The organism is Janibacter sp. YB324, assembly GCF_014217915.1.
In the GTDB taxonomy this organism is placed as follows: domain Bacteria; phylum Actinomycetota; class Actinomycetes; order Actinomycetales; family Dermatophilaceae; genus Janibacter; species Janibacter indicus.
Map to the genome: position 1 here is coordinate 542,869 of NZ_CP060120.1, position 25,993 is coordinate 568,861.

The 25,993-nt window shown below is 69.7% G+C and carries 24 protein-coding genes, 4 tRNA genes and 1 pseudogene; 24 read left to right on the forward strand and 5 right to left on the reverse strand.

Features of this window, described 5'->3' with window-relative positions:
• Positions 1-32: 32 nt before the first annotated feature.
• The 9 genes from H7A72_RS02665 (at position 33) to H7A72_RS02705 (ending at position 4,999) form a co-directional block, all read left to right on the forward strand.
• Positions 33-118 (forward strand) — tRNA-Tyr (locus H7A72_RS02665).
• Positions 119-220: 102 nt separating this feature from the next.
• Positions 221-652: a thioesterase family protein gene (locus H7A72_RS02670; RefSeq protein WP_223277751.1), complete on the forward strand. Its 432-nt coding sequence runs from the start codon at positions 221-223 to the stop codon at positions 650-652.
• 57 nt (positions 653-709) lie between these two features.
• On the forward strand, positions 710-2,305 hold the full coding sequence (locus H7A72_RS02675; RefSeq protein WP_223277752.1) for a choice-of-anchor I family protein: 1,596 nt from the start codon (positions 710-712) through the stop codon (positions 2,303-2,305).
• Positions 2,306-2,421: 116 nt separating this feature from the next.
• Positions 2,422-2,494 (forward strand) — tRNA-Thr (locus H7A72_RS02680).
• A 39-nt stretch (positions 2,495-2,533) separates the two neighbouring features.
• Positions 2,534-2,607, forward strand: a tRNA-Met gene (locus H7A72_RS02685).
• Between the two features lie 172 nt (positions 2,608-2,779).
• Positions 2,780-2,950 carry a 50S ribosomal protein L33 gene (rpmG, locus tag H7A72_RS02690; RefSeq protein WP_084450001.1) on the forward strand — a complete coding sequence of 57 codons (171 nt, stop codon included), beginning with the start codon at positions 2,780-2,782 and terminating at the stop codon, positions 2,948-2,950.
• 98 nt (positions 2,951-3,048) lie between these two features.
• Entirely contained in the window at positions 3,049-3,495 is a 447-nt protein-coding gene (locus H7A72_RS02695; RefSeq protein ID WP_084450002.1) for a MaoC family dehydratase N-terminal domain-containing protein, read from the forward strand.
• Between the two features lie 2 nt (positions 3,496-3,497).
• The gene (locus H7A72_RS02700; RefSeq protein WP_185221552.1) at positions 3,498-3,923 is read left to right on the forward strand and encodes a MaoC family dehydratase; all 426 of its coding nucleotides are present in this window, start codon (positions 3,498-3,500) and stop codon (positions 3,921-3,923) included.
• Positions 3,923-4,999: a UDP-N-acetylmuramate dehydrogenase gene (locus H7A72_RS02705; protein WP_185221553.1), complete on the forward strand. Its 1,077-nt coding sequence runs from the start codon at positions 3,923-3,925 to the stop codon at positions 4,997-4,999. Before H7A72_RS02700 ends, H7A72_RS02705 begins: the two co-directional genes overlap by 1 nt.
• A gap of 81 nt (positions 5,000-5,080) precedes the next feature.
• Here the strand turns inward: H7A72_RS02705 and H7A72_RS02710 are convergent, their stop codons facing one another.
• The 4 genes from H7A72_RS02710 to H7A72_RS02725 all read right to left on the reverse strand — a co-directional run bounded on the left by H7A72_RS02710 (position 5,081) and on the right by H7A72_RS02725 (position 9,573).
• Positions 5,081-6,574 (reverse strand): S8 family serine peptidase, encoded by a 1,494-nt coding sequence (locus H7A72_RS02710; protein WP_223277753.1) that lies wholly within the window; start codon positions 6,572-6,574, stop codon positions 5,081-5,083.
• 136 nt (positions 6,575-6,710) lie between these two features.
• A complete protein-coding gene (locus tag H7A72_RS02715; protein ID WP_255494293.1) occupies positions 6,711-7,766 on the reverse strand; it encodes an adenosine deaminase in 1,056 nt (351 codons plus the stop codon).
• Positions 7,763-8,272: a DUF5709 domain-containing protein gene (locus H7A72_RS02720; RefSeq protein ID WP_185221554.1), complete on the reverse strand. Its 510-nt coding sequence runs from the start codon at positions 8,270-8,272 to the stop codon at positions 7,763-7,765. Before H7A72_RS02720 ends, H7A72_RS02715 begins: the two co-directional genes overlap by 4 nt.
• 2 nt (positions 8,273-8,274) lie before the next feature.
• Positions 8,275-9,573 (reverse strand): aminotransferase class I/II-fold pyridoxal phosphate-dependent enzyme, encoded by a 1,299-nt coding sequence (locus H7A72_RS02725; RefSeq protein ID WP_185221555.1) that lies wholly within the window; start codon positions 9,571-9,573, stop codon positions 8,275-8,277.
• A gap of 158 nt (positions 9,574-9,731) precedes the next feature.
• On the opposite strand from H7A72_RS02725, the gene H7A72_RS02730 reads away from it, so the two are divergent.
• The 7 genes from H7A72_RS02730 to rplL all read left to right on the forward strand — a co-directional run bounded on the left by H7A72_RS02730 (position 9,732) and on the right by rplL (position 13,787).
• Positions 9,732-9,804: transfer RNA gene (locus H7A72_RS02730), tRNA-Trp, on the forward strand.
• Positions 9,805-9,859: 55 nt separating this feature from the next.
• Positions 9,860-10,117, forward strand: coding sequence for a preprotein translocase subunit SecE (gene secE / locus H7A72_RS02735; protein WP_072623745.1), 258 nt, complete (start codon positions 9,860-9,862; stop codon positions 10,115-10,117).
• 73 nt (positions 10,118-10,190) lie between these two features.
• Positions 10,191-11,060, forward strand: coding sequence for a transcription termination/antitermination protein NusG (nusG, locus tag H7A72_RS02740; protein ID WP_185221556.1), 870 nt, complete (start codon positions 10,191-10,193; stop codon positions 11,058-11,060).
• An 85-nt stretch (positions 11,061-11,145) separates the two neighbouring features.
• Positions 11,146-11,580, forward strand: a complete 435-nt coding sequence (gene rplK, locus H7A72_RS02745; protein ID WP_084450009.1) for a 50S ribosomal protein L11 — start codon at positions 11,146-11,148, stop codon at positions 11,578-11,580.
• A gap of 65 nt (positions 11,581-11,645) precedes the next feature.
• On the forward strand, positions 11,646-12,389 hold the full coding sequence (gene rplA / locus H7A72_RS02750; protein ID WP_185221557.1) for a 50S ribosomal protein L1: 744 nt from the start codon (positions 11,646-11,648) through the stop codon (positions 12,387-12,389).
• A 311-nt stretch (positions 12,390-12,700) separates the two neighbouring features.
• On the forward strand, positions 12,701-13,321 hold the full coding sequence (rplJ, locus tag H7A72_RS02755) for a 50S ribosomal protein L10 (protein ID WP_185221558.1): 621 nt from the start codon (positions 12,701-12,703) through the stop codon (positions 13,319-13,321).
• A 73-nt stretch (positions 13,322-13,394) separates the two neighbouring features.
• Entirely contained in the window at positions 13,395-13,787 is a 393-nt protein-coding gene (gene rplL, locus H7A72_RS02760; protein ID WP_007929164.1) for a 50S ribosomal protein L7/L12, read from the forward strand.
• An 84-nt stretch (positions 13,788-13,871) separates the two neighbouring features.
• Here rplL and H7A72_RS02765 read toward each other — a convergent pair whose 3' ends face one another.
• Positions 13,872-15,128, reverse strand: coding sequence for a phosphatidylserine/phosphatidylglycerophosphate/cardiolipin synthase family protein (locus H7A72_RS02765; protein WP_185221559.1), 1,257 nt, complete (start codon positions 15,126-15,128; stop codon positions 13,872-13,874).
• Positions 15,129-15,495: 367 nt separating this feature from the next.
• On the opposite strand from H7A72_RS02765, the gene rpoB reads away from it, so the two are divergent.
• The 8 genes and pseudogenes from rpoB (at position 15,496) to rpsG (ending at position 25,966) form a co-directional block, all read left to right on the forward strand.
• Positions 15,496-18,978, forward strand: a complete 3,483-nt coding sequence (gene rpoB / locus H7A72_RS02770) for a DNA-directed RNA polymerase subunit beta (protein WP_185221560.1) — start codon at positions 15,496-15,498, stop codon at positions 18,976-18,978.
• Between the two features lie 138 nt (positions 18,979-19,116).
• Positions 19,117-22,993 (forward strand): annotated as a pseudogene (locus H7A72_RS02775) (DNA-directed RNA polymerase subunit beta').
• A gap of 253 nt (positions 22,994-23,246) precedes the next feature.
• Positions 23,247-23,522 (forward strand): HU family DNA-binding protein, encoded by a 276-nt coding sequence (locus H7A72_RS02780; RefSeq protein WP_072623754.1) that lies wholly within the window; start codon positions 23,247-23,249, stop codon positions 23,520-23,522.
• Positions 23,523-23,631: 109 nt separating this feature from the next.
• Positions 23,632-23,985 carry a hypothetical protein gene (locus tag H7A72_RS02785; protein ID WP_185221561.1) on the forward strand — a complete coding sequence of 118 codons (354 nt, stop codon included), beginning with the start codon at positions 23,632-23,634 and terminating at the stop codon, positions 23,983-23,985.
• 45 nt (positions 23,986-24,030) lie between these two features.
• Entirely contained in the window at positions 24,031-24,318 is a 288-nt protein-coding gene (locus H7A72_RS02790; protein ID WP_072623755.1) for a hypothetical protein, read from the forward strand.
• Positions 24,318-24,848: a GNAT family N-acetyltransferase gene (locus tag H7A72_RS02795; protein WP_185221562.1), complete on the forward strand. Its 531-nt coding sequence runs from the start codon at positions 24,318-24,320 to the stop codon at positions 24,846-24,848. Before H7A72_RS02790 ends, H7A72_RS02795 begins: the two co-directional genes overlap by 1 nt.
• A gap of 273 nt (positions 24,849-25,121) precedes the next feature.
• Entirely contained in the window at positions 25,122-25,496 is a 375-nt protein-coding gene (gene rpsL, locus H7A72_RS02800; RefSeq protein WP_007930014.1) for a 30S ribosomal protein S12, read from the forward strand.
• Positions 25,496-25,966, forward strand: coding sequence for a 30S ribosomal protein S7 (gene rpsG, locus H7A72_RS02805; RefSeq protein WP_072623757.1), 471 nt, complete (start codon positions 25,496-25,498; stop codon positions 25,964-25,966). Before rpsL ends, rpsG begins: the two co-directional genes overlap by 1 nt.
• Positions 25,967-25,993: the final 27 nt, after the last annotated feature.

The following is a 25,993-nucleotide window of genomic DNA, read 5'->3' on the forward strand; positions in this document are numbered from 1 at the left end:
GCGATCGACTTGCTATCCTCTCAGACGCACACGGCAGGTTGTCCGAGCGGCCAATGGAAACGGACTGTAAATCCGTCGGGTTATCCCTACGAAGGTTCGAATCCTTCACCTGCCACCAGCAGTGCACAGCGAGCCCCGAGCCGGTAACCCGGCCCGGGGCTCGCGTCGTCGGAGCAGGTGGCCTCGTCCCGATGACCGGCGCGGGTGCAGGATGGGCCGGGTGACCCCCTTCGACCGCGCTGCCTACGGCCACTGGACGACGGTGCCCACCCGGTGGAACGACAACGACGTCTTCGGCCACGTCAACAACGCCGTGCACTACGAGGTGATGGACACGGTCATCAACGACTGGCTCAAGGCGCACGGCTTCGACGTCGCGGCCGGCGGTGACGTCATCAACCTCATCCCCGAGACCGGCTGCCGCTACCTCGCCGAGATCTCCTACCCGGACTCCTTCGAGGTCGGGCTGCGCACGCTGTCCGTCGGCCGCACCAGTGTGCGCTGGGAGTGCGCGCTGCTGCGGGCGAGCGACGGCGAGCTCGTCGCCCTGACGACGGGGGCGCACGTCTTCGTCGACGCGGTGTCGCGACGCCCGGTGCAGATCCCGACCGACCTGCGACCACATCTGGACTCACTGGTCGCCGAGGCTTAAGCGCCCGTTCATCCACGCGTCGGCTGCGAAGGGGAGGGGCTGCCTAGGTTCCCCGCCATGACCGCACCCCTGCCCCGGCCGCGCATCGCCGCGCTGGCCCTCGTCATGTCCACCGCCCTCGTCGCCCCCTTCGGCGCGAGCCTCGCCTCCGCCATCCCCGGCGACGACGTCACCCTGACCCCGCTCGGCACCTTCGCCACCGGCGCCTTCGACGAGGGAGCCTCGGAGATCGTCGCCCACGACCCGCAGACCCAGCGCGCCTTCGTCGTCAACGCGCAGGCCGGCACGGTCGACGTGCTCGACATCGCCGACCCGACCGGCCCGACCAAGGTCGGCACCCTCGACACCCCCGGGGCCAACTCGGTCGACGTCCACGACGGCCTGGTCGTCGTCGCCGAGCAGGCCGACGACAAGACCGACGCGGGCAGCGTCTCCTTCTTCGACGCCGAGACCCTCACGACCGAGCGCACCGTCACCGTCGGCTCGCTGCCCGACATGGTGACCTTCACCCCCGACGGCCGCCGCGTCGTCGTCGCCAACGAGGGCGAGCCCGAGGGCTACTGCGCTGGTCAGGTCGACCCCGAGGGCAGCATCTCGGTCATCGACGTGTCGAAGGGGGTTGCCCGCGCCAAGGTGCGCACCGCCGACTTCACCTCCTTCAACGGCCGAGCCAAGAAGCTCGAAGCAGCCGGCGTACGCCTCTTCGGCCCCAACGCCACCGTCGCCCAGGACCTCGAGCCCGAGTACGTCGCGACGAGCGCCGACGGCCGCACCGCCTGGGTCACCCTGCAGGAGGCCAACTCGGTCGCGGTCGTCGACCTGCAGGCGGCGCGGGTGACGCAGATCGTCCCGCTCGGCCTCAAGGACCACTCGGCCGAGGGGCAGGGCATCGACGCGTCCGACAAGGACGACGCGATCGCCATCGACTCCCACCCGGTCAAGGGCATGTACATGCCCGACGGGGCGGTGGCCTACAGCGCCGGCGACGGCGCCGAGTACGTCGTCACGGCCAACGAGGGCGATGCCCGCGAGTACGACTGCTTCGCCGAGGAGGAGCGGGTCAAGGACCTCGACCTCGACCCGACGGACTTCCCCGACGCCGAGGCGGTCCAGGCCGACGAGTCGCTCGGTCGGCTCACGGTGACGACCACCTCGCCGCGCAGCGACGAGGGGTACACGGAGCTGCACTCCTTCGGCGGGCGCTCCGTGAGCATCCTCGGCGCCGACGGCTCGCAGGTCTGGGACAGCGGTGACGCGCTCGAGCAGCTCGTCGCTGAGCGCGACCCCGAGCACTTCAACTCCGGCCACGACGACAACGACTCCTTCGACAGCCGCAGCGATGCCAAGGGGCCGGAGCCGGAGGGCCTGGACATCGGCACGATCGGTGGCCGCAGCTACGCCTTCCTCGGGCTCGAGCGCGACTCCGGCATCGCCGTCGTCGACGTCACCGACCCGACCGGCGCCGAGATCGTCGGGTATGCCAAGAACCGCGACTTCTCCGGTGACCCGGAGGCCGGCACGGCCGGCGACCTGGGTCCCGAGGGCGTGCACTTCATCCCCGCGGTGGACAGCCCGACGGGCGAGCCGCTGCTGCTCGTCGGCAACGAGGTCTCCGGGACGACGACGATCTGGCAGGTCGACGGCCCCCGCTGACCCGTGGTCGGGGGCCCGGCAGACCTCGGTCGGGCCCCCGATTTCATGACCACGGCACTTGCCGTGTAATCTCTCCCGAGGTTGTCCACCGGATCTCCCCGAGCGCCGGAGGACCTGCCCCCTTAGCTCAGTCGGCAGAGCGTTTCCATGGTAAGGAAAAGGTCGTCGGTTCGATTCCGACAGGGGGCTCGGGTTCGGCCCGCGCCGCGCGCGCAGGTCGACCGCCACGGCGGGGTAGCTCAGCTGGTTAGAGCGCACGACTCATAATCGTGAGGTCGCGGGATCGAGTCCCGCTCCCGCTACGCAGTGCCACGGGTGCGACCACCACCGATTTCCGGTGGGGCCGCCCCGTGGACTATTCTTGTGCGTCGTTGTGTTGTGCCCCCGAGGTGGCAACGCACCACACACCTCCCGCCCAGCGCAGACCGGCGCCAGGCGAGTACCACCCGAAGTGTCTGAGAGCAGGTTCTTACCGTGGCCACGAAGAGCGCCGACGTCCGCCCCAAGATCACCATGGCGTGCACGGAGTGCAAGGAGCGGAACTACATCACCAAGAAGAACCGCCGCAACAACCCCGACCGCATGGAGCTGGCGAAGTTCTGCCCGCGGTGCCGCAAGCACACCGCGCACCGCGAGACCCGCTGAGGTCCCAGCAGCACCTGCACGCTTCCCGACGCGGCCGCCCGAGCACCTGCTCGAGCGGCCGCGTCGTCGTGCACGAGGTGCCCGCCTAGACTGACCGCATGGCCGTGAACGAGGACTTCCAGGGGCGCAGCTACGAGCCCACACCCCCCTTCGACGTGGGGCGTGAGCACATCCGCGACTTCGCCGCGGCCGTCGGTGCGACCGACCCGATCCACACCGACGTCGAGGCCGCGCGGGCCGCCGGCTACGCCGACCTCGTCGCCCCGCCGACCTTCGCCGTCATCCCCGGGCAGCGCACCGACCGCCAGTTCGTCGCCGACCCCGAGGCCGGCGTCGACTACACGCGCGTCGTCCACGGCGAGCAACGCTTCACCCACCACCGACCGATCGTCGCGGGCGACGAGCTGCGCGGCGTGCTGCACATCGACGCGATCCGCGCCGCCGGCGGCCACCAGATGGTGACGATGCGCAGCGAGATCATCGACGCCCACGACGAGCCGGTCGCGACGAGCCTGTCGACGATCGTCGTGCGAGGAGGAGAGTGACCATGGCCGTGCGCGAGTTCTCGCAGGTGAGCGAGGGCGAGGCCCTCCCCAGCCGCACCATCCCGGTCACGAGGGCCACCCTCGTGCACTACGCCGGAGCCTCCGGCGACCGCAACGTCATCCACTGGGACGAGCGCACCGCGCAGGCCGTCGGCCTGCCCGACGTCATCGCGCACGGCATGTGGACCATGGGTGCCGCGGTCCAGGTCGTCACCGACTGGGTCGGCGACGCCGGCCGCGTCGTCGACTACGGCACCCGCTTCACCAAGCCGGTCGTCGTCCCCCACGACGGGGGCGCGGCCATCGAGGTGTCCGGCGCGGTGCGGTCGCTCGACGCGCAGACCCGGCAGGTCACCGTCGAGCTCACCGTGACCTGCGGCGACGACAAGGTCCTCGGCCGCTGCCGAGCCGTCGCACAGCTCGACTGATGGCGACGAGCGAGCACGGCGCCGCCCTGGCGCCGCACACGACGATGCGTGTCGGCGGCCCCGCCGACACCCTCGTCACCGCGACGACCTCGGCCGAGGTCGTCGACGCGGTGCGGTCCGCCGACGACGCGGGTACCCCTCTCCTCCTGCTGTCCGGCGGGTCCAACCTCGTCATCGCCGACGAGGGCTTCCGCGGCACCGTCGTGCGCATCATGACGAAGGGAGTCGACGTCACCCCGACGCCCGACCGCGAGGCGGTCGAGGTCACCGTCGCCGCCGGTGAGGTCTGGGACGAGGTCGTGGCCCGGGCCGTTGCCGAGGGCTGGTCGGGGATCGAGGCGCTCTCCGGCATCCCCGGTCTCGCCGGTGCCACCCCGGTGCAAAATGTCGGCGCCTACGGTCAGGAGGTCGCCCAGACGATCGTGCGGGTCCTCGCCTGGGACCGCCACGAGGGCCGCGAGGTCGGGTTCGACAACGCGGCGTGCGACTTCACCTACCGGCACTCGGTCTTCAAGCAGACCGGGCGCTACGTCGTCCTCGAGGTGACCTTCCGCCTCGGTCTCGGTGGGCTCTCCGCGCCGGTCGCCTACGCCGACCTGGCGCGCGAGCTCGGGGTCGAGCAGGGGGAGCGGGTGCCGCTCGCGGCGGCCCGCGACGCCGTGCTCGTGCAGCGCGGCAACCGCGGCATGGTCCTCGACGAGACCGATCACGACACGTGGAGCTGCGGCTCCTTCTTCACCAACCCGATCCTCACGACGGGCGAGATGGACGCGCTCGTCGAGCGCGCGGTCGCTCGGCTCGGCGCGGACGGTCCGGTCCCGCCGGTCTTCCCGGCCGGGGAGGGGCGGGCCAAGACCAGCGCCGCCTGGCTCATCGACAAGGCGGGCTTCGGCAAGGGGCACCACATGCCCGGGCCGGCGGCCCTGTCGACCAAGCACACCCTGGCCATCACCAACCGAGGCACGGCCACCGCTGCCGACGTGGCCGCGCTCGCCCGCGAGGTGCGTGACGGGGTGCGCGAGGCCTTCGGCGTCACCTTGGTCAACGAACCGGTCTTCGTCGGGCACGAGCTGTAGCCGCCCGCCCGAGTGGTCGGGCACGGGCGAGGGCCCACGGTCGGGTCGACCGTGGGCCCTCGTCGTGCGTCGGTGCGTGGGTCAGCGAACGGCCGCGTAGGCGTCGACGATGCCGTCGCCGTAGTAGGAGTTCTCCTGCGGGGTGCCGACGCACTCGGCGCCTCGCGTGGTGCTCGAGCACGGGGTGTCGGTGGCCTGGGCCCGCAGCTCGCTGATCATCTTCTCCGGGCCCCACGTCGGGTGGGCCGACTTCATCAGGGCCAGGACACCGGCGACGTGCGGCGAGGCCATCGAGGTGCCGCTCTTGAGGCCCCACCCGTTGTCCCGGACGATCGTCGAGAGGATCGAGCTGCCGGGAGCGGCGACGTCGATCGAGCCGAGACCGCGGTTGGAGAAGGAGGACAGCTTGCCCTGGCGGTCGATCGACGAGACGGTGACGACCCCGTCGAGCTCGGTCGGGATGTCCTTGCACGAGCTGTTGATCATGCGCTCGACCGAGGTCCCGTCGTTGGGGCTCGAGGCGTTCGTCGTCTTGTTCGACAGGTCGTAGGCGCTGTTGCCGGCGGCCGCCGCGTGGACGGTGCCCTGCTCCGTCGACCAGTCGACCGCGCGACGCACAGCCTCCAGGGCCGGGGCCTGCTCGGGCTGGTCGCCGCACCAGAACTCGAAGGGGTCGACGTAGTAGCTGTTGTTGGTCACGTCCATGCCCTTGAGGCCGGCCTCCATGAAGCCGCAGACCGCGTACTCGGGGTAGATGAACCCGTCGTCGTTGACGACCTTGACCGAGGCCATCTTCGCCCCCGGGGCGATGCCGACGATGCCGACGCCGTTGCGCTCGGCGCCGATCGTGCCGGCGACGTGGGTGCCGTGGTCGCTCGTCGTCGGGGCCCAGGCGGACTCGCCGGTCGCCGGGCGGCCCGCGTCGGTGCAGCCGACCGAGTTGGCGCGATCGATCTGGTTGGCCAGGTCCGGGTGGTCGGGGTCGATGCCCGAGTCGAGGACGCCGACGGTGACGTCAGGGGAGCCGGTGGTGATCTCGTGCGCCTGCGGCACGTTGATCATCTGCATGTCCCACTGCTCGCCCTCGCGCGGGTCGGTGCTCGTGGCGGCGGTGCCCTCGGAGACGTCGCCCTTCTTCGTCAGGGCCTTCTTCAGCTGGCCCTTGCCCGGGCCCCACGGGGCCTGGGCGCCCGCCGGGGTGCCCTCGCTGACGGCGACCGACCGGGTCGGGCCGACCGACTCGACCGCACTGCCGGCCGCGGAGGCCACGGCGGTGCGGAAGTCGGCCTTGGTCGAGTGGGCCACGACGACGCCGATCTGCGGCCAGGACTGCACGACGACCCCGCCGGCGGACTGGACCGCACGCTCGACCTTGCGCACCTGACCGGGGCTGACGATCTTGGTGTTGATGACGTAGCTGGAGATCTGACCCTCAGGGGTCGAGATCGGGACCGGGGTCGAGACCGGCTCGTCCTGGGTCGCTCCGGTGGCCGACTGGGCGCCGATGACGCCGAGGCCGACGACGGCGGCAGCAGCCGCCAGTCGAGCGCCGCGCGGTCGCATGCGTGAAGCCATGTGCATTTCCTCCCTTGGTGACCGCGGGCCGGGGATCGAGCCGCGGCACCGGCGATCTTGGCAGAAGATCACGCGTCGTGCGCGTCGAACGCCGCAGGATCTTCGGCAGATCTCCCTTCGTCAGGGCCCGGCTGGCTCAGGACGAAGGGGGAGTCGCCAGCCACTCGTCGATGTCGGCCATCGCGGAGTCGACGACCTCACGCGGGGCGCGGCTCGCGCGGAAGGAGCCGCGCGCCAGCTCGGCGAGCTGCGCGTCGTCGAGGCCGTGCACCGACCGGGCGGTCTCGTACTGCGCGAGGAGGCGCGAGTCGAAGAGCAGCGGGTCGTCGGCGCCGAGCGCGACCGTGGCGCCGGCGTCGAGCACCGTGCGCAGCGGCACGTCGTGCTCCTCGCGGTAGACCCCGAGAGCGACATTGGACCCGGGGCAGACCTCCAGGGCCACATCGGCGGCGACGAGCGCCTCGAGCACGCGAGGATCCTCGGTGCTGCGCACGCCGTGCCCGAGCCGCTGCGGGCGCAGGCTCGTGAGGGTCTCGGCGATGGCGTCCGGGCCGAGCAGCTCGCCCGAGTGCGGCACCAGCATCAGCCCGGCCCGCTCGGCGATGCGGAAGGCCGGGGCGAAGTCGGGGGTGGACCCGCGGCGCTCGTCGTTGGACAGGCCGAAGCCGAGGACCCCCTCTGGCCCTCGGTCGGCCAGCCGGGCCGCGAGCCGGGCCAGGGTGCGCGCCTCGAGGGGGTGGCGGATGCGGCTGGCCGCCATGACGACGCCGACCCGCGCCGACCCCGTCTCGTCCGCCGTGGCGTTGACGGAGCGGGCCTCGTCGAGGACCACCTCCATCGCGGGGGTGATGCCACCGACGAAGGGGGCGTACGACGTCGGGTCGACCTGGATCTCGAGCCAGCGCGAGCCCTCGGCGCCGTCGTCGAGGGCCGCCTCGCGCACGATCCGGCGCATCTGGGCCTCGCCGCGCACGCAGTGGCGGGCCGCATCGTAGAGCCGCTGGAAGCGGAACCACCCCCGTTCGTCGGCCGCGGACAGTCGTGGGGGATAGGCCGAGCGAAGGGAGTCGGGCAACCGCAGACCTTGCGCGGCCGCCATGTCCCGGACGGTCTCCACCCGCATCGAGCCGGTGAAGTGCAGGTGCAGGTGGGCTTTGGGCAGGGCCCGCAGGTCGCGGGTCGAGGAGGTCAGTCCTCCTCCTCCTCGGCCCGGCCGTCGATGACGTGCACGGCGGCCTCCTCGGCCGAGGCGGCGCCGCCGTCGACCCCGACGTCGCGTCCCCAGGCCTGGTCGTCGACGTCGGCGTGGCTGCCCTCGTCGGGACTGACGAGTCGTCCGGCGCGGGCGTCACCGACCTCCTGGTCGCCGATCCAGTCGTCCTCGGCAGCGATCGAGTCCGGGTCGTCGCCGCCCACGCGGTCGTCGCCGCGACGCCCGGGCTCGTCCGGGTCACCCCACCGGGTGTCGGGATCCTCCTGCTTGAGCCGCTGGTCGATGCTCTCGCCCTCGCGCTGCTCCGCCGCGGTGACGCCGTGGGCGTAGGAGCCGCGGGCCGAGTCGGGCGGGGAGTAGCCCGCGTCGAGCGCGTCCTCGTCTCCGGCGCCGGTGCCCATGAGGCTGTCGCCCGGCTGCAGCTGGTCCTCGTCGTCGAGGCTGTAGCTCGTCAGGTCGGTGTCGAGGTCCTCGCGTTCGCTCATCATCACTCCTTGGTGGTCTCCAGGTGCTCCGCGGCTGCGAGCAGGACGCAGGTCGCGACCGTCTCCATCGCCTCGGTGAGCTCCGACATCGGAGGCATCGTCGGGGCGAGGCGGATGTTGGTGTCCTGCGGGTCGGTGCCGTGGGGGAAGGACGCCCCCGCAGGAGTGAGGGAGAGCCCGGCCTCCTTGGCCAGCGCGACGACCCGCGAGGCGGTGCCGGGCAGGACGTCGAGGTTGACGAAGTAGCCGCCCGTCGGGCGGTTCCACGTCGCGACGCCGCGACCGCCGAGCCGCTCGGTGAGGACGCGGTCGACCTCGGCGAACTTCGGCGCAATGATCTTGGCGTGCTTGCGCATGTGCGCCCGCACCCCGTCGGCGTCGCCGAAGAACTCGACGTGGCGCAGCTGGTTGATCTTGTCCGGGCCGATCGACCCCTTGCCGAGGTGCTCGAGGTACCAGGCGACCTGCTCGACCGAGGAGGCGAGGAAGGCCACGCCCGCGCCGGCCCAGGTGATCTTGGAGGTCGAGGCGAACATCACCGCGCGGTGCGGGTGGCCCGCGCCCGAGGCCAGCGTGATGACGTCGGCGCTCTTGGCCTCGTCCTCGGTGAGGTGGTGCACCGCGTAGGCGTTGTCCCAGAAGATCTTGAAGTCGGGCGCCGCGGTCTCCATGCCCGCCAGCCGGCTGGCCACCTCGTGGCTGACGACCGCACCGGTCGGGTTGGCGTAGGTCGGGACGATCCAGATGCCCTTGACCGACGGGTCGGAGCCGGCGATGCGGGCGACCTCCTCGACGTCGGGGCCCTCGTCGGTCATCGGCACGGTGACCATCTCGATGCCGAGGTCCTCGAGGAGCGCGAAGTGGCGGTCGTAGCCGGGCACCGGGCAGATGAAGGTGACCTTGTCCTCCTTGGCCCAGGGGCGCGGGGAGTCGATGGCCCCGAAGAGGAGCAGGTCGACGAGCACGTCGCGCATCATCGTCAGCGAGGAGTTGCCGCCGGCGACGATCTGCTCGGGCTCGACCCAGAGCAGCTCGGCGAAGATCTCGCGCAGCTCGGCCAGCCCGGTGAGGCCGCCGTAGTTGCGCACGTCGGTGCCGGCGCGGTCCGTGGTGGCCGAAGGGAGGGAGAGCATCGGGTCAGCGAGGTCGAGCTGTGCGGAGCTGGGCTTGCCGCGCGTCACGTCGAGCTTGGTGCCCTTGGCGGCCTGCGCGGCGTGGGCCTCGCGCTGGGTCTGCGCGAGGGCGTGCAGCTCCTGCGCGGAGAGGTCGGACAGGGGGCGAGCGTCGGGCGTCGAAGTCACGCCGTCAGTCTTCCACCTCGCGTGGGTTCGCGGTGCGGTGCCTCCGTGACGTACAGTGATCCCTCGGTTGACTTGGACCAGACTCTCCGGCGTGCCCGCACATCGGGGGAGACGGTCCGAGACGGCCACGGGAGGCCGCCCCCAACGCGACCTTCCGAAGGGCAGTGGCTCAATTGGTAGAGCACCGGTCTCCAAAACCGGCGGTTGGGGGTTCGAGTCCCTCCTGCCCTGCGTTGCACGACACCCGTTGCGCAGCCAGGTGAGACCCCGACGGAGAAGAGACGACGTGAGCCAGCTCGGAGCGCAGCCGACCAAGGCGCGGCGCGAGCCGAAGGGCGGCAACCCGATCTCTCGCTTCTTCGGCTCCATCGGCCTTTTCCTTGCCCAGGTGCTCGACGAGCTCCGCAAGGTCGTCCGGCCGACCCGGTCCGAGCTGATCAACTACACGCTCGTGGTCATCGTCTTCGTCTCCGTGATGATGCTCATCGTCTCGGGCCTGGACGCGGCGTTCACCCGGGCAGTGCTCTGGGTGTTCGGCGGCTGACGCCGCCGCACCACACCCGCAGACCGGGCGCGCTCCCGCGCCGACGTACGAAGCTGAAGTGAGGAAACAGGTCATGTCCGAGCAGGCCCCGACCCCCGAGTCCCAGGACACCGAGGGCACCTCGAGCGTCATCGCCGCCGAGCAGGCCGAGCACGCTGCGCAGCCGCCGGCGGACCTCCCTTCGGCACAGGAGGCCGACGACGCCCGCGCCGCCGACGAGGCCCTCGAGGAGGCCGCTGCGGAGGAGGCCGACGAGGCCCCCGCCGAGCCGCAGGCCCGCGAGAGCGACGCCGACGGTGACGTGCTCCCCGAGGACAGCGCCGACCCGGTCCAGGCCTTCAAGGACGAGCTCGCCGGCAAGTTCGGCGACTGGTACGTCATCCACACCTACGCGGGCTACGAAAACCGGGTCAAGCACAACCTCGAGACCCGTGTCGCCAACCTCGACATGGAGGACTACATCTTCGAGGTGGCCGTCACCATCGACGAGGTCACCGAGATCAAGTCCGGTCAGAAGAAGGTGCGCAAGCAGCCGCGCATGCCCGGCTACGTCCTCGTGCGCATGGACCTCACCGACGAGTCCTGGGGCGCCGTGCGGCACACGCCGGGTGTCACGGGCTTCGTGGGCAATGCGCACGACCCGGTGCCGCTGAGCCTCGACGAGGTCTTCACGATGATCAAGCCCGCGGACCTCGAGAAGGCCGCCGCCCCGGCGGCCGCCGGGGCCGCCCCGACGCAGGACGGCCTGTCCGCCCCCGCCGCCCCGGTGGACGTCGACTTCGAGGTCGGCGAGTCGGTCACCGTCATGGACGGGCCCTTCGAGACCATGCCGGCGACGATCTCCGAGATCCTCCCCGAGAGCCAGAAGCTCAAGGTCCTCGTCTCCATCTTCGGCCGGGAGACCCCGGTCGAGCTCGGCTTCCACCAGGTCGCCAAGCTCTGAGAAGCCGCGTCGCCGACTGGCGGCGCATCTGCAACCGGGTCATCGCCCACGGCGTCGGCCCACAACACGGAAGTAGGAACATCGCATGCCCCCCAAGAAGAAGGTCTCCGGCTACATCAAGCTGCAGATCCAGGCTGGTGCCGCCACCCCCGCCCCGCCGGTCGGTCCGGCGCTGGGTCAGCACGGCGTCAACATCATGGAGTTCGTCAAGGCGTACAACGACGCCACGGCGGACCAGCGCGGCAACGTCGTCCCGGTCGAGATCACGGTCTACGAAGACCGCTCCTTCACCTTCATCACCAAGACCCCGCCGGCCGCCGAGCTGATCAAGAAGGCCGCGGGCGTCAAGAAGGCCTCCGGTGAGCCGCACAAGGTCAAGGTCGCCTCGCTGACCAAGGACCAGGTGCGCGAGATCGCCGAGACCAAGATGCCCGACCTCAACGCCAACGACATCGACGCCGCGATGAAGATCATCGCCGGCACCGCGCGTCAGATGGGCATCGAGACCCCGGGCATCTGAGCCCGACCCGTGGGAGGGCCTGCGCTGGCCCGCACCACACCTCCACCACCACCCAAGGAGTACCCATGAAGCGCAGCAAGAGCTACCGCGCCGCGGCGGACAAGGTCGACCGCGATCTCGCCTACGCCCCCCTCGAGGCCGTCCGCCTCGCCCAGGAGGGCGCGAAGAAGAGCTTCGACGAGACCGTCGAGGTCGTCTTCCGTCTCGGCATCGACCCCCGCAAGGCCGACCAGATGGTCCGCGGCACGGTCAACCTCCCGCACGGCACGGGCAAGACCGCCCGCGTCCTCGTCTTCGCCAATGGCGACAAGGCCGACGCCGCCCGTGAGGCCGGCGCCGACTTCGTCGGGTCCGACGACATGCTCGAGAAGGTCCAGGGCGGCTGGATGGACTTCGACGCCGTCGTCGCCACCCCGGACCTCATGGGCAAGGTCGGCCGTCTCGGCAAGGTCCTGGGCCCCCGTGGTCTCATGCCCAACCCCAAGACCGGCACCGTCACGATGGACACGGCCAAGGCCGTTGCCGACATCAAGGGCGGCAAGATCGAGTTCCGCAACGACAAGCACGCCAACCTGCACTTCATCATCGGCAAGGCGAGCTTCGACGAGAAGCAGCTCGTGGAGAACTACCAGACGGCGCTCGAGGAGATCCTGCGTCTCAAGCCGTCCGCCTCCAAGGGCCGCTACATCACCAAGGCCGTGCTGAGCACGACCATGGGACCGGGCATCGTCCTGGACTCCTCGCGGGTCAAGAACCTCCTCGAGGAGACCGCCCCGGTGGCGGCCGACGAGGTCCCCGCCGCGGAGTGACCCACGCCCTCGCGTGACCTCGAAGGGGGTCGCACCCGCCCGGGTGCGACCCCCTTCGTCATGTCCGCCAGGCTGCGCCGGCGACGATTTGTCCCCACCGGTCCACCTGCCGTACTGTTGCTCCCGACCATTGACCGCCGGTTGTCGTGATCCACGTGATCGTGACCCAAGGTTCCGCGAGAGCGGGCGACCCGCGCAGGCCACTTGATTCGCACCCGTCCTCGTGACGTGCGTGCCGGAGTCCCGTGCCTGCGCCGGGGCTCCTTTTCTCGTTCCGGGCCCCGGTGGCACCACACGAGAAGGAGGCCCGCATGGCGAACCCCCAGAAGGACGCCGCCATCGCCGAGCTCGCGGAGAAGTTCCGCAGCTCCAGCGCGGCCGTGATCACGGAGTACCGCGGTCTGACCGTGGCGCAGCTCGGCGAGCTGCGCAGCAAGCTTCGTGGCAACGCCACCTACTCCGTGGTGAAGAACACGCTGACCGAGCGCGCTGCCAAGGAGGCGGGCGTCGAGTCCGCCTTCGAGGGCCAGCTCGTCGGCCCCAACGCGATCGCCTTCGTCGAGGGCGACCCCGTCGAGGCTGCCAAGGGTCTGCGTGACTTCGCCAAGGACAACCCTCTCCTGGTGATCAAGGGCGGAATCCTCGACGGGAACCCGCTCACGCCGGAGGAGATCGACAAGCTCGCGAAGCTCGAGTCCCGCGAGGTTCTCCTGGGCAAGCTGGCTGGCGCCATGAAGGCCCAGCTCACCCAGGCCGCGTACCTCTTCAACGCGCCGCTCGCGCAGACGGCTCGCGTCGTCGACGCGCTGCGCGCGAAGGTCGAGGAGCAGGGCCCGGTCGCGACCGACGCCCCCGCTGCGGACACCGAGGAGCCGGCCGCCGAGGCCGACGCCTCCACCGAGACCACCCCCGAGGGTGGCGACGAGGCCTGAGGCACCCGCCTCACGGCCACTGCACGACCCCGCCACTTTCGGCACACACGTTTGATCAGAAAGGACGCCCATCATGGCGAAGCTCAGCACCGACGAGCTCCTTGAGGCCTTCAAGGAGATGACCCTCATCGAGCTCTCCGAGTTCGTGAAGCAGTTCGAGGAGACCTTCGAGGTCACCGCCGCGGCCCCGGTTGCCGTCGCGGGTGCCGCCCCGGCCGCCGGTGGCGACGCCGGTGGCGACGCCGCCGCCGAGCAGGACGAGTTCGACGTCATCCTCGCCGCGGCCGGCGACAAGAAGATCCAGGTCATCAAGGAGGTCCGCGCGCTCACGAGCCTCGGCCTCAAGGAGGCCAAGGACCTCGTCGACGGCGCCCCCAAGCCCGTCCTCGAGAAGGTCGACAAGGACGCCGCGGAGAAGGCCAAGGAGGCCCTCGAGGGCGCCGGCGCCACCGTCGAGCTCAAGTGATCTCGGCTCGTCACTGACGAGCACTGATCTGCCGAAGGGCGGGTCGTACCACCTGGTGCGACCCGCCCTTCGGCGTGTGCCTCGTCAGAGCAGCGGGCGCCAGGGGGAGAGGATGCCCTCGGTGACCCGGCTGATGAGCGGGCGACGGGTCCACTCCTCGAGGGTCAGCTCGGTGGTGTTGCCCGAGTCGAGGGTGAAGATCTCCTCCATCCGGGCGGCGACGTCGGCGTCGAGGATCTCCATGTTGACCTCGTAGTTGCCCGCGAGGCTCAACCGGTCGATGTTGGCGGTGCCGATGGTCGACCACAGCCCGTCGATCGTCGCCGTCTTGGCGTGCACCATGGCATTCTCGAAGCGCAGCAGGCGCACCCCGCCGCGCAGCAGCCGCTCGTAGGCGACGCGGCTGAGCCAGTCGGCGACGATGTGGTTGCTGAAGTGCGGCACGATGACGCGCACGTCGACCCCGCGCTCGGCGGCGTTGACGAGGCTGCGGATGAAGGCGTCGTCGGGGATGAGGTAGGCGGTCGTCAGCCACACCCGCTCGCTCGCCCGGTCGATCGCCTCGAGGTACATGTTGCGGATCGGGTAGACCATGTCGGCCGGCAGGTTGCGGTGGATGCGCATGTCGCGGCTCCACGTGCGGCGGCTCGGCTGGGGGAGCGCGGGGCTGCCGTCGTAGATGTTCCAGTAGTCGACGAAGGCATTTTCGAGCTCGACGACCATGTCGCCGGCATAGCGGGCGTGGGTGTCGCGCCAGCGGTTGGCGTAGTCCTGGCCGATGTTGTAGCCGCCGAGGTAGGCGGCCGTCTCGTCGACGACGAGGAGCTTGCGGTGGTTGCGTCCCCAGTGGCTGGGGTGGAAGAAGTTCAGGCCCCCGGTGACGAGCGGGTGGCGCTTGACGTGGATGCCCTCGGGCAGCGACTGGAAGAAGCGGCGCGGGACGACGAGGTTGGCGAAGGTGTCGTAGACGACGAAGACGCGCACGCCGCGCTCGTGGGCCGCGACGAGCGCGTCCCGGAAGCGCTGCCCGATGGCGTCGTCCTTCCAGATGTAGGTCTCGAAGTAGATGCGCTCCTGCGCCGCGTCGATGTCGGCGAGCATGTCCTCGAAGAGGTGCTCGCCGAAGGTGTAGATGCGCACGTCGCCGCCGGGGACGGGCACCGGACCGCCCTGCTGGTGCGGGAACTCCTTGTCCGGACGGTCCTTGCGGCGCTGGCTGTCGAAGACGAGCAGGCCTGCGGCAGTGAGCAGCTGGGTCGCGACGACGGCGCCGGCCGTGCGCCGGACCGCACGTCGCACCTCGAGCCGGCGTCGGCGTCGGCGGATCGAGCGCGCATTCATGGCCCCACCCTAGGGCCCGGGCCGAAGGGGGGATCCCGCCGGCCAGGTCGGGGCACCGGCTCGCGACCCGCCGGGGACGTGCCTTGACGTGGCGGTTGCCGTCGTCCATCCTCATGGCGTCGATTGATCCGGCCCCACCGCGTCTGCGGGAGAGGCGCCGTGGACCACCGTCGAGCCGTCGGCTCGACCGGGTTGGACACTTGTGTGTTTGTGGACTACGCTGTCGCTTTGCGCTGCCTTGTTCCTGTCGTGACCCCGGTCGGACCGCTCACACCCCCTCGTTCCCGAGGGTGTCGAGAGCCCGCCGGGACGCGATCTGGGCCCGGTGGCACCGCCCGACTCTCAAGGCCCGTGGAAGGATCCATCCTTGGCTGCCTCGCGCACCGCTTCCCCGATGTCCACCGCACGGACGGCCAGTGGCCGTCTGTCCTTCGCAAAGATCCGCGAGCCCCTCGAGGTCCCCGACCTCCTGGCCCTCCAGACGGAGAGCTTCGACTGGCTCCTGGGCAACGAGAAGTGGCAGGAGCGTCTCGCCGACGCTCTCGACGCCGGTCGACGTGACGTCCCCGAGCACCCGGGGCTGGAGGAGATCTTCGAGGAGATCTCCCCGATCGAGGACTTCTCCGGCTCGATGAGCCTCTCCTTCCGGGAGAGCCGCTTCGAGGAGCCGAAGTACTCCGTCGACGACTGCAAGGAGCGCGACCAGACCTACTCCGCGCCCCTCTTCGTCACCGCCGAGTTCATGAACGCCGAGACCGGCGAGATCAAGAGCCAGACGGTCTTCATGGGTGACTTCCCGCTCATGACCGAGCGCGGCACCTTCATCATCAACGGCACCGAGCGCGTCGTCGTCTCGCAGCTCGTGCGCAGCCCGGGCGTCTACTTCGAGCGCACCCCCGACAAGACCTCCGACAAGGACGTCTACTCGGCCAAGGTCATCCCGAGCCGCGGTGCGTGGCTCGAGTTCGAGGTCGACAAGCGCGACATGGTCGGCGTCCGCGTCGACCGCAAGCGCAAGCAGTCGGTCACCGTCCTGCTCAAGGCCCTGGGCATGACCTCCGCGGAGATCCTCGAGGAGTTCGGCGACTACGAGTCGATGCGCGCCACCCTCGACAAGGACACCGTCGAGGACCAGGACGCCGCGCTGCTCGACATCTACCGCAAGCTGCGCCCCGGCGAGCCGCCGACCCGTGAGGCCGCGCAGAACCTGCTCGACAACCTCTACTTCAACCCCAAGCGCTACGACCTGGCCAAGGTCGGCCGCTACAAGGTCAACCGCAAGCTCGGTGTCGAGGCCGACCTCGACTCCTCGGTGCTCACGCTCGAGGACATCGTCGCGACGCTCAAGTACCTCGTCGCCCTGCACGCCGACCAGCCGACGCTCCCGGGTGTCCGCGACGGCGAGCCCTTCGAGGTGCCGGTCGAGACCGACGACATCGACCACTTCGGCAACCGTCGTCTGCGCTCCGTCGGCGAGCTCATCCAGAACCAGGTCCGCACCGGCCTGTCGCGGATGGAGCGCGTCGTGCGCGAGCGGATGACGACCCAGGACGTCGAGGCGATCACGCCCCAGACGCTCATCAACATCCGGCCGGTCGTCGCCTCCATCAAGGAGTTCTTCGGCACCAGCCAGCTGTCGCAGTTCATGGACCAGAACAACCCGCTGTCGGGGCTGACGCACAAGCGTCGCCTCAACGCGCTGGGCCCGGGCGGTATCTCCCGTGACCGCGCGCAGATGGAGGTCCGTGACGTCCACCCGTCGCACTACGGCCGCATGTGCCCGATCGAGACCCCTGAGGGTCCCAACATCGGTCTGATCGGCTCGCTGGCCAGCTACGGCCGGATCAATGCCTTCGGCTTCATCGAGACCCCGTACCGCAAGGTCGAGGCCGGTCGGGTCACCGACGAGATCGTCTACATCTCGGCGGACGAGGAGGACAAGGTCATCGTGGCCCAGGCCAACGCCGTCCTCCTCGACGACGGCACCTTCGCCGAGGAGCGGGTCCTCGCCCGCACCAAGGGTGGCGAGGTCGACCAGATCCCGGCCGAGGACGTCGACTACATGGACGTCTCGCCGCGCCAGATGGTCTCCGCCGCGACCGCGATGATCCCCTTCCTCGAGCACGACGACGCCAACCGCGCGCTCATGGGCGCCAACATGCAGCGTCAGGCCGTGCCGCTCGTCCAGGCCGAGGCCCCCTTCGTCGGGACCGGCATGGAGCACCGTGCGGCGCTCGACTCGGGTGACGTCGTCCGTGCGGAGAAGGCGGGTGTCGTCACCGAGGTCTCCGCCGACCTGGTGACCGTCACGCAGGACGAGGGCGGTTCGCGCTCGTACAAGATGATGAAGTTCTCCCGGTCCAACCAGGGCAACAGCTACAACCAGCGCGTCATGGTCTCCGAGGGTGACCGCGTCGAAGCCGGCCAGCTGATCGCCGACGGTCCCGCGACCGACGGTGGCGAGATGGCCCTCGGGCGCAACCTGCTCGTGGCCTTCATGCCCTGGGAGGGCTACAACTACGAGGACGCCATCATCCTCAGCCAGCGTCTGGTGCAGGACGACGTCCTCTCCTCGATCCACATCGAGGAGCACGAGGTCGACGCCCGCGACACCAAGCTCGGCCCCGAGGAGATCACCCGCGACATCCCCAACGTCTCCGAGGAGGTCCTCGCGGACCTCGACGAGCGCGGCATCATCCGCATCGGTGCCGAGGTGCGCGACGGCGACCTGCTCGTCGGCAAGGTCACGCCCAAGGGCGAGACCGAGCTGACCCCCGAGGAGCGTCTGCTCCGCGCGATCTTCGGCGAGAAGGCGCGCGAGGTCCGCGACACCTCGATGAAGGTCCCGCACGGCGAGACCGGCACGGTCATCGGCGTCAAGGTCTTCGACAAGGACGAGGGCGACGAGCTGCCCCCGGGCGTCAACCAGCTGGTGCGCGTCTACGTCGCCAACAAGCGCAAGATCACCGACGGTGACAAGCTCGCCGGCCGTCACGGCAACAAGGGCGTCATCTCCAAGATCCTGCCTGTCGAGGACATGCCCTTCCTCGAGGACGGCACCCCGGTCGACGTCGTGCTCAACCCGCTCGGTGTCCCCGGCCGCATGAACATCGGTCAGATCCTCGAGCTGCACCTGGGCTGGGCCGCCAGCCGCGGCTGGCAGATCGAGGGCGAGCCCGAGTGGGCCGAGATGATCCCGCAGGACGCGCGCCAGGCCCCGGCCAACACGCGCGTCGCCAGCCCCGTCTTCGACGGTGCCCGCGAGGAGGAGATCACCGGTCTGCTCGACTCGACGACCCCGACCCGCGACGGCGTGCGGCTCATCGACCGCTCCGGCAAGGCCAACCTCTTCGACGGCCGTACCGGTGAGCCCTACCCGGACCCGGTGTCCGTCGGCTACATGTACATCCTCAAGCTGCACCACCTCGTGGACGACAAGATCCACGCCCGCAGCACGGGTCCGTACTCGATGATCACCCAGCAGCCGCTGGGTGGTAAGGCCCAGTTCGGTGGCCAGCGCTTCGGCGAGATGGAGGTGTGGGCCCTCGAGGCCTACGGCGCCTCCTACGCGCTCCAGGAGCTGCTCACCATCAAGTCCGACGACGTGACCGGTCGCGTCAAGGTCTACGAGGCCATCGTCAAGGGCGACAACATCCCCGAGCCGGGGATCCCGGAGTCCTTCAAGGTGCTCATCAAGGAGATGCAGTCCCTCTGCCTCAACGTGGAGGTCCTCAACTCCGAGGGCGGCACCATCGAGATGCGCGACAACGAGGACGACGTCTTCCGCGCCGCCGAGGAGCTCGGCATCGACCTGTCCCGGCGCGAGCCGAGCTCGGTCGAAGAGGTCTGAGAGCCCGGGGGACCCGGGCCCGCCCCGGTCCGGGTCCCCCGAGCACCCTCCAGAAGCCCAGACGGTCGCCCTTCGTGATCGTCACCGGGCCACAGAACTTATCGAGTCATCCTCGACAACGAGAGAAGGAAGCACGAAGTGCTGGACGTCAACTTCTTCGACGAGCTGCGCATCGGCCTGGCCACCGCGGAGGACATCCGCAACTGGAGCCACGGCGAGGTCAAGAAGCCCGAGACCATCAACTACCGCACCCTCAAGCCCGAGAAGGAGGGCCTGTTCTGCGAGCGGATCTTCGGCCCCACCCGGGACTGGGAGTGCTCCTGCGGCAAGTACAAGCGAGTCCGCTTCAAGGGCATCATCTGCGAGCGCTGCGGCGTCGAGGTCACCCGCGCCGGCGTGCGTCGTGAGCGGATGGGCCACATCGAGCTGGCCGCCCCCGTCACCCACATCTGGTACTTCAAGGGTGTCCCGAGCCGCCTCGGCTACCTGCTCGACCTGGCGCCGAAGGACCTCGAGAAGGTCATCTACTTCGCCGCCTACATGATCACGAGCGTCGACGAGGACCAGCGGCACAGCGACCTGCCCTCGCTCGAGGCGCAGATCGAGGCCGAGAAGCGCGAGCTGGAGAACCGCCGCGACGCGGACGTCGAGACCCGCGCCCAGAAGCTCGAGAAGGACATCGCCGAGCTCGAGGCCGAGGGCGCCAAGTCCGACGCCAAGCGCAAGGTCCGCGACTCCGCCGAGCGCGAGATGAACCAGATCCGCAAGCGGGCCGACCAGCAGGTCGAGCGCCTCGCGCAGGTCTGGGACCGCTTCAAGAACCTCAAGGTCCAGGACCTCGAGGGCGACGAGGTCCTCTACCGCGAGATGCGTGACCGCTTCGGTCTGTACTTCGAGGGCGGCATGGGTGCCGCGGCGATCCAGAAGCGTCTGGAGACCTTCGACCTCGAGGCCGAGGCCGAAAAGCTGCGCGAGATCATCGCCACCGGCAAGGGTCAGAAGAAGACCCGCGCCCTCAAGCGCCTCAAGGTCGTCACCGCCTTCCTCACCACCGACAACAAGCCGGCTGGCATGGTCCTGGACGCGGGTCATCCCGCCGGACCTGCGCCCGATGGTCCAGCTCGACGGTGGCCGCTTCGCCACCTCCGACCTCAACGACCTCTACCGCCGCGTCATCAACCGCAACAACCGCCTCAAGCGACTGCTCGACCTCGGCGCGCCCGAGATCATCGTCAACAACGAGAAGCGGATGCTGCAGGAGGCCGTCGACAACCTCTTCGACAACGGTCGTCGCGGTCGTGCGGTCACCGGCCCGGGCAACCGCCCGCTGAAGTCGCTGTCGGACATGCTCAAGGGCAAGCAGGGTCGCTTCCGTCAGAACCTCCTCGGCAAGCGCGTCGACTACTCCGGCCGTTCGGTCATCGTCGTCGGACCGCAGCTGAAGCTGCACCAGTGCGGTCTGCCCAAGGCCATGGCGCTCGAGCTGTTCAAGCCCTTCGTCATGAAGCGGCTCGTCGACCTCGACCATGCCCAGAACATCAAGTCGGCCAAGCGCATGGTCGAGCGTCAGCGCTCCGTCGTGTGGGACGTCCTCGAAGAGGTCATCACCGAGCACCCCGTGCTGCTCAACCGCGCGCCCACGCTGCACCGTCTGGGCATCCAGGCCTTCGAGCCGCAGCTCGTCGAGGGCAAGGCCATCCAGATCCACCCGCTCGTCTGCACGGCCTTCAACGCCGACTTCGACGGTGACCAGATGGCCGTCCACCTGCCGCTGAGCGCGGAGGCCCAGGCCGAGGCCCGGATCCTCATGCTCTCGAGCAACAACATCCTCAAGCCGGCCGACGGTCGCCCCGTCACCATGCCGACGCAGGACATGGTCATCGGTCTGTTCCACCTCTCCTCCGAGGTGGAGCTGGAGACCGAGCACCGTCGCGCCTTTGCGACGACGGCCGAGGCACGCATGGCATTCGACGCCGGCGAGATCAAGATCGGCACCCCGATCAAGGTCCGGCTGACCGACGTCGTCCCGCCGATCGGCTACGAGCTGCCCGAGGGGGCCGAGCTCGACGAGCGCGGCATGCTCGCGACGTGGACCGCCGAGACGACGCTGGGCCGGGCGCTCTTCAACGAGACGCTCCCGGAGAACTACCCCTTCGTCAACGAGCCGGTCGACCGCAAGCGTCTGTCGACGATCGTCAACGACCTCGCCGAGCGCTACACCAAGGTCGAGGTCGCGGCATCGCTCGACGCCCTCAAGGAGGCCGGTTACCACTGGGCCTCCCGCTCGGGCACGACGGTTGCCGTCTCCGACGTCGTCACGCCGCCGCGCAAGCCCGAGATCCTCGCGACCTACGAGGAGAAGGCGACCAAGGTCCAGAAGCAGTACGAGCGCGGTCTGATCACCGACGACGAGCGTCGTCAGGAGCAGATCGAGATCTGGACCCAGGCGACCAACGAGGTCTCTGCCGAGATGCAGAGCAACTTCCCGAAGGACAACCCCATCTTCCGGATGGTCAACTCGGGTGCTCGTGGTAACTGGTTCCAGCTGCGCCAGATCGCCGGTATGCGTGGCCTCATGGCCAACCCCAAGGGTGAGATCATCCCGCGCCCGATCCGCACGAACTTCCGTGAGGGTCTGTCCGTCGTCGAGTTCTTCATCTCGACGCACGGTGCGCGCAAGGGTCTGGCCGACACCGCCCTTCGTACCGCCGACTCGGGTTACCTGACCCGTCGTCTCGTCGACGTCTCCCAGGACGTCATCATCCGCGAGGACGACTGCGGGACCGAGCGCGGCCTGACGATGCCGATCGCGCAGTTCGACGAGCTCACGGGCACCCGTCGCAAGCACGACGACGTCGAGTTCACCGTCTACGCGCGCTGCGTCGCGACCGACGTCGAGCACGAGGGCACCGTCCTGGCCGAGGCCGGCTCCGACCTGGGCGACGTCGTCATCGACAAGCTCTACAAGGCCGGCGTCGACGAGGTGAAGATCCGCTCGGTCCTCACCTGCGAGTCCAAGGTGGGCACTTGCGCCAAGTGCTACGGCCGCAGCCTGGCCACCGGCCAGCTCGTCGACATCGGCGAGGCCGTCGGCATCATCGCGGCCCAGTCGATCGGTGAGCCCGGTACCCAGCTGACGATGCGGACCTTCCACACCGGTGGTGTGGCCGGTGACGACATCACGCAGGGTCTGCCGCGAGTCGTCGAGCTCTTCGAGGCGCGTACCCCCAAGGGTGTCGCCCCGATCGCCGAGGCCGACGGTCGGATCACCATCGAGGAGACCGACAAGGGCCGTCGCATCCTGCTCGTCGCGGACCGCGACGGCGAGGAGCACGCCTACCCGGTGAGCAAGCGTTCGCGCCTGCTCGTCGAGGACGGCGAGCGGGTCGCCGTCGGCACCCAGCTCGTCCAGGGCGCCATCGACCCCAAGCAGGTCCTGCGCATCCTCGGCCCGCGCCACGCCCAGAAGCACCTCGTCGACGAGGTGCAGAAGGTCTACCGCCAGCAGGGTGTGTCGATCCACGACAAGCACATCGAGGTCATCGTCCGGCAGATGCTGCGCCGGATCACCATCCTCGAGTCGGGTGACGCCAACCTCCTGCCGGGCATGCTCGCCGAGCGGGCGCGCTTCGAGTCGGAAAACCGCCGTGTCGTCGCCGAGGGCGGTCGTCCGGCCTCGGGTCGTCCCGAGCTCATGGGCATCACCAAGGCCTCGCTCGCCACGGACTCCTGGCTGTCCGCCGCCTCCTTCCAGGAGACGACTCGTGTCCTCACCGAGGCCGCGATGGAGGGTCGTTCCGATCCGCTGCTGGGCCTGAAGGAGAACGTCATCCTCGGAAAGCTCATCCCCGCCGGTACGGGTCTGCCCCGCTACCGCAACGTGGACGTCGAGCCCACCGAGGAGGCCAAGGCCGCGATGTACTCGCTGCCCAACTACGACGAGTACGCCTACCCGGTCTTCGGTCCCGGCTCCGGCGAGGCGATCCGCCTCGACGACCTGGACCTGGACGTCTGAGTCGCCGCACTCACCGTTTCCTGAGGAGCTTGCTCTGCAAGCGTCTCGAAGGAAGGGGGTCGCTTCCCGCGAGGGAGGCGACCCCCTTCGTCGTCCGGCGACGGACGTGACGGATGTGGTCAGGGAGGGCTCAGGGGCGAAGATCGCCGGAAAATCAAGGGAAACACGCCGACCGGCAAGTCGACGGCGGCCGGGGATTCGTGGTTGATTGGTCCCTGTTCGATCTACGAACTTCAAGGATGGAGATCCCACTATGAACAAGTCCGAGCTCGCCAGCGCCGTCGCCGAGAAGGCTGGCGTGTCCGCTTCCGCGGCGTCCGAGGTCATCACCGCCCTCCAGGCGGTCCTGTCCGACTCCGTCGCCAAGGGCGAGAAGGTCACCGTCCCCGGCTTCTTCAGCCTCGAGCGCGTCGAGCGCGCCGAGCGCAAGGGCCGCAACCCGCAGACGGGTGAGGAGATGACCATCCCCGGTGGCTACGCCGCCAAGCTCACCGCCGGCAGCGCCCTCAAGGCCGCGGCCAAGGGCTGATTGCCCCAGCACTGCCCGAAGGGGGCCGGTCACCGCACGGTGACCGGCCCCCTTCGTCGTACCCTCGACGACGGGTCAGTACCGGCCCATCGACACCAGGGGGGATCGGATGACGTCACGTCGAGCGCGAGGTGGCGGCACGCGCGTGCTCGCCGGACTGGGGGCGATCGCGCTGCTTCTGCTGGCGGGGTACGTCGGGTGGCGGATGAGCGAGTCCCGGGCGCGGGTCGTCGAGGGCTCTGCCGTCGTCAAGAACGTCAACGGGGACGACACCGGCGTCCTGTGCATGGAGGTGAGCGGGGCACTGCGGGTCGACGGCAAGGACTTCGTCTGCGGCAAGGGCTACATGACCGGGGGCGGATCCGTCGACCAGTCCCTGACGGGGACCAGCGTGCACGTCGAGCGGATGGATGGCGTCGAGCGGGACGGCAACCAGGTGTATCTCCTGCGCCCGGCGCGATGAGCGGGGGGAGCGTCGGCGGGGCGGTCCATGAGAGAGGATGGGGGCGTGCCCGCCCCTGACCACGACTCCAGCCAGCCGATGTCGGTGCGTGCCACCGCGGCGCGCTGGGCGCTCGGCACGATCCTGGCGGTCGGCGCACTCGTGCTGCTCCTCAAGCCCGGTGGGGTGAGCAAGCTGCTCGCGCTCGTCCTCGCGGGCGCGGCGGTCACGACCTTCGCCCGACGTTCGCGCAGCGACGCCACGATCGTGTCGGTCGTGCTCCTCGTCGTCGCCGGGGTCTACCTCGGGGCCTTCCTCACCGGCAACAGCCACTGGATCACGGACAGGTACTGATGCGCGACGACCTCATCATCCGGCGCGAGACGCCGGACGACACCGCGGCCACCGAGGCCCTGCACGACGCCGCCTTCGGCGTCCCCGAGGGCCGGAGCGAGTCCGTCGAGCGAGAGCTCCTGCGCGGGCTGCGGGCCGACGGCTCGGTCATCGACGAGCTGACCTTCGTCGCCGAGCTCGACGGCGAGGTCGTCGGCCACGTCGTGTGCAGCCGCGGCAGCCTCGCGGGGGAGCCGAGCGTCGGCCTCGGGCCGATCGGCGTGCGTCCCGACCACCAGCGCCAGGGGATCGGTGCGGCGCTGATGATGGCCGTCGTCGCCAGCGCGGACCAGCGCGCCGAGCCGGCGATCGTCCTGCTCGGCGACCCGGAGTACTACGGCTTCTTCGGCTTCGTGCCGGCCTCCGACCTGGGCATCGGCTCGCCGGGGGAGTGGGAGGACCGCTACTTCCAGGCCAAGCCGCTGCGTGCCTGGCGCCCGCAGATGGCCGGTGACTTCCGGTACGCGCCGGCCTTCGACCGCCTGGGCTGAGGTAACGATTTGTGAGGGCATCGGCGCGCCGGTATCGTTGATCAGCGTGCGTGGCTCGGCTGTGCCGTGACGCGCGCAGAGGGAGATCGGAGACGGTCCTTCCTCGCCCTCTCGCCGGGCGCCCCAGCAGCGGTCTTCGACCGTGACGGGGAGTGCAGGGGAGAGCACCGCAGGCGACACACCCGAGTGCGGGGGTCGCCGGCGGCATCCAAGGAGCATCTGCCGGGTCGCCCCGGCGGGTGCAGACAACATCACCGACGTACGGAGAACAGGTTGCCTACCATCAACCAGCTGGTGCGCAAGGGGCGGCAGGACAAGCCGTCCAAGGCCGCCACCCCGGCCCTCAAGGGGTCGCCGCAGCGCCGTGGCGTGTGCACCCGCGTGTACACGACCACCCCCAAGAAGCCGAACTCTGCCCTGCGCAAGGTCGCCCGTGTGCGCCTCACGTCCGGCATCGAGGTCACCGCGTACATCCCGGGTGTCGGCCACAACCTGCAGGAGCACTCCATCGTGCTCGTGCGTGGTGGTCGTGTGAAGGACCTGCCCGGTGTCCGCTACAAGATCGTCCGCGGTTCGCTCGACACCCAGGGTGTCAAGGGTCGCCAGCAGGCCCGCAGCCGCTACGGCGCGAAGAAGGAGAAGAAGTAATGCCTCGCAAGGGTCCTGCTCCGAAGCGCCCCCTCGTCGTCGACCCGGTCTACCAGTCCCCGCTGGTGACCCAGTTGGTCAACAAGATCCTGCTCGACGGCAAGAAGTCCATCGCCGAGTCCATCGTCTACGACGCCCTCGAGGGCTGCCGTGAGAAGACCGGCACCGACCCGGTCCAGACGCTCAAGCGCGCGCTCGACAACGTCAAGCCCTCCCTCGAGGTCAAGTCCCGCCGCGTCGGCGGTGCGACCTACCAGGTCCCGATCGAGGTCAAGCCCGGCCGCGCCACGACCCTGTCGCTGCGCTGGCTCGTCGGCTACGCCCGTCAGCGTCGCGAGAAGACGATGACCGAGCGCCTCATGAACGAGATCCTCGACGCGAGCAACGGCCTCGGTGCCGCGGTCAAGCGTCGCGAGGACACGCACAAGATGGCCGAGTCCAACAAGGCCTTCGCGCACTACCGCTGGTGACAGCAGGTCGGGGCCGGCAACCGTCGG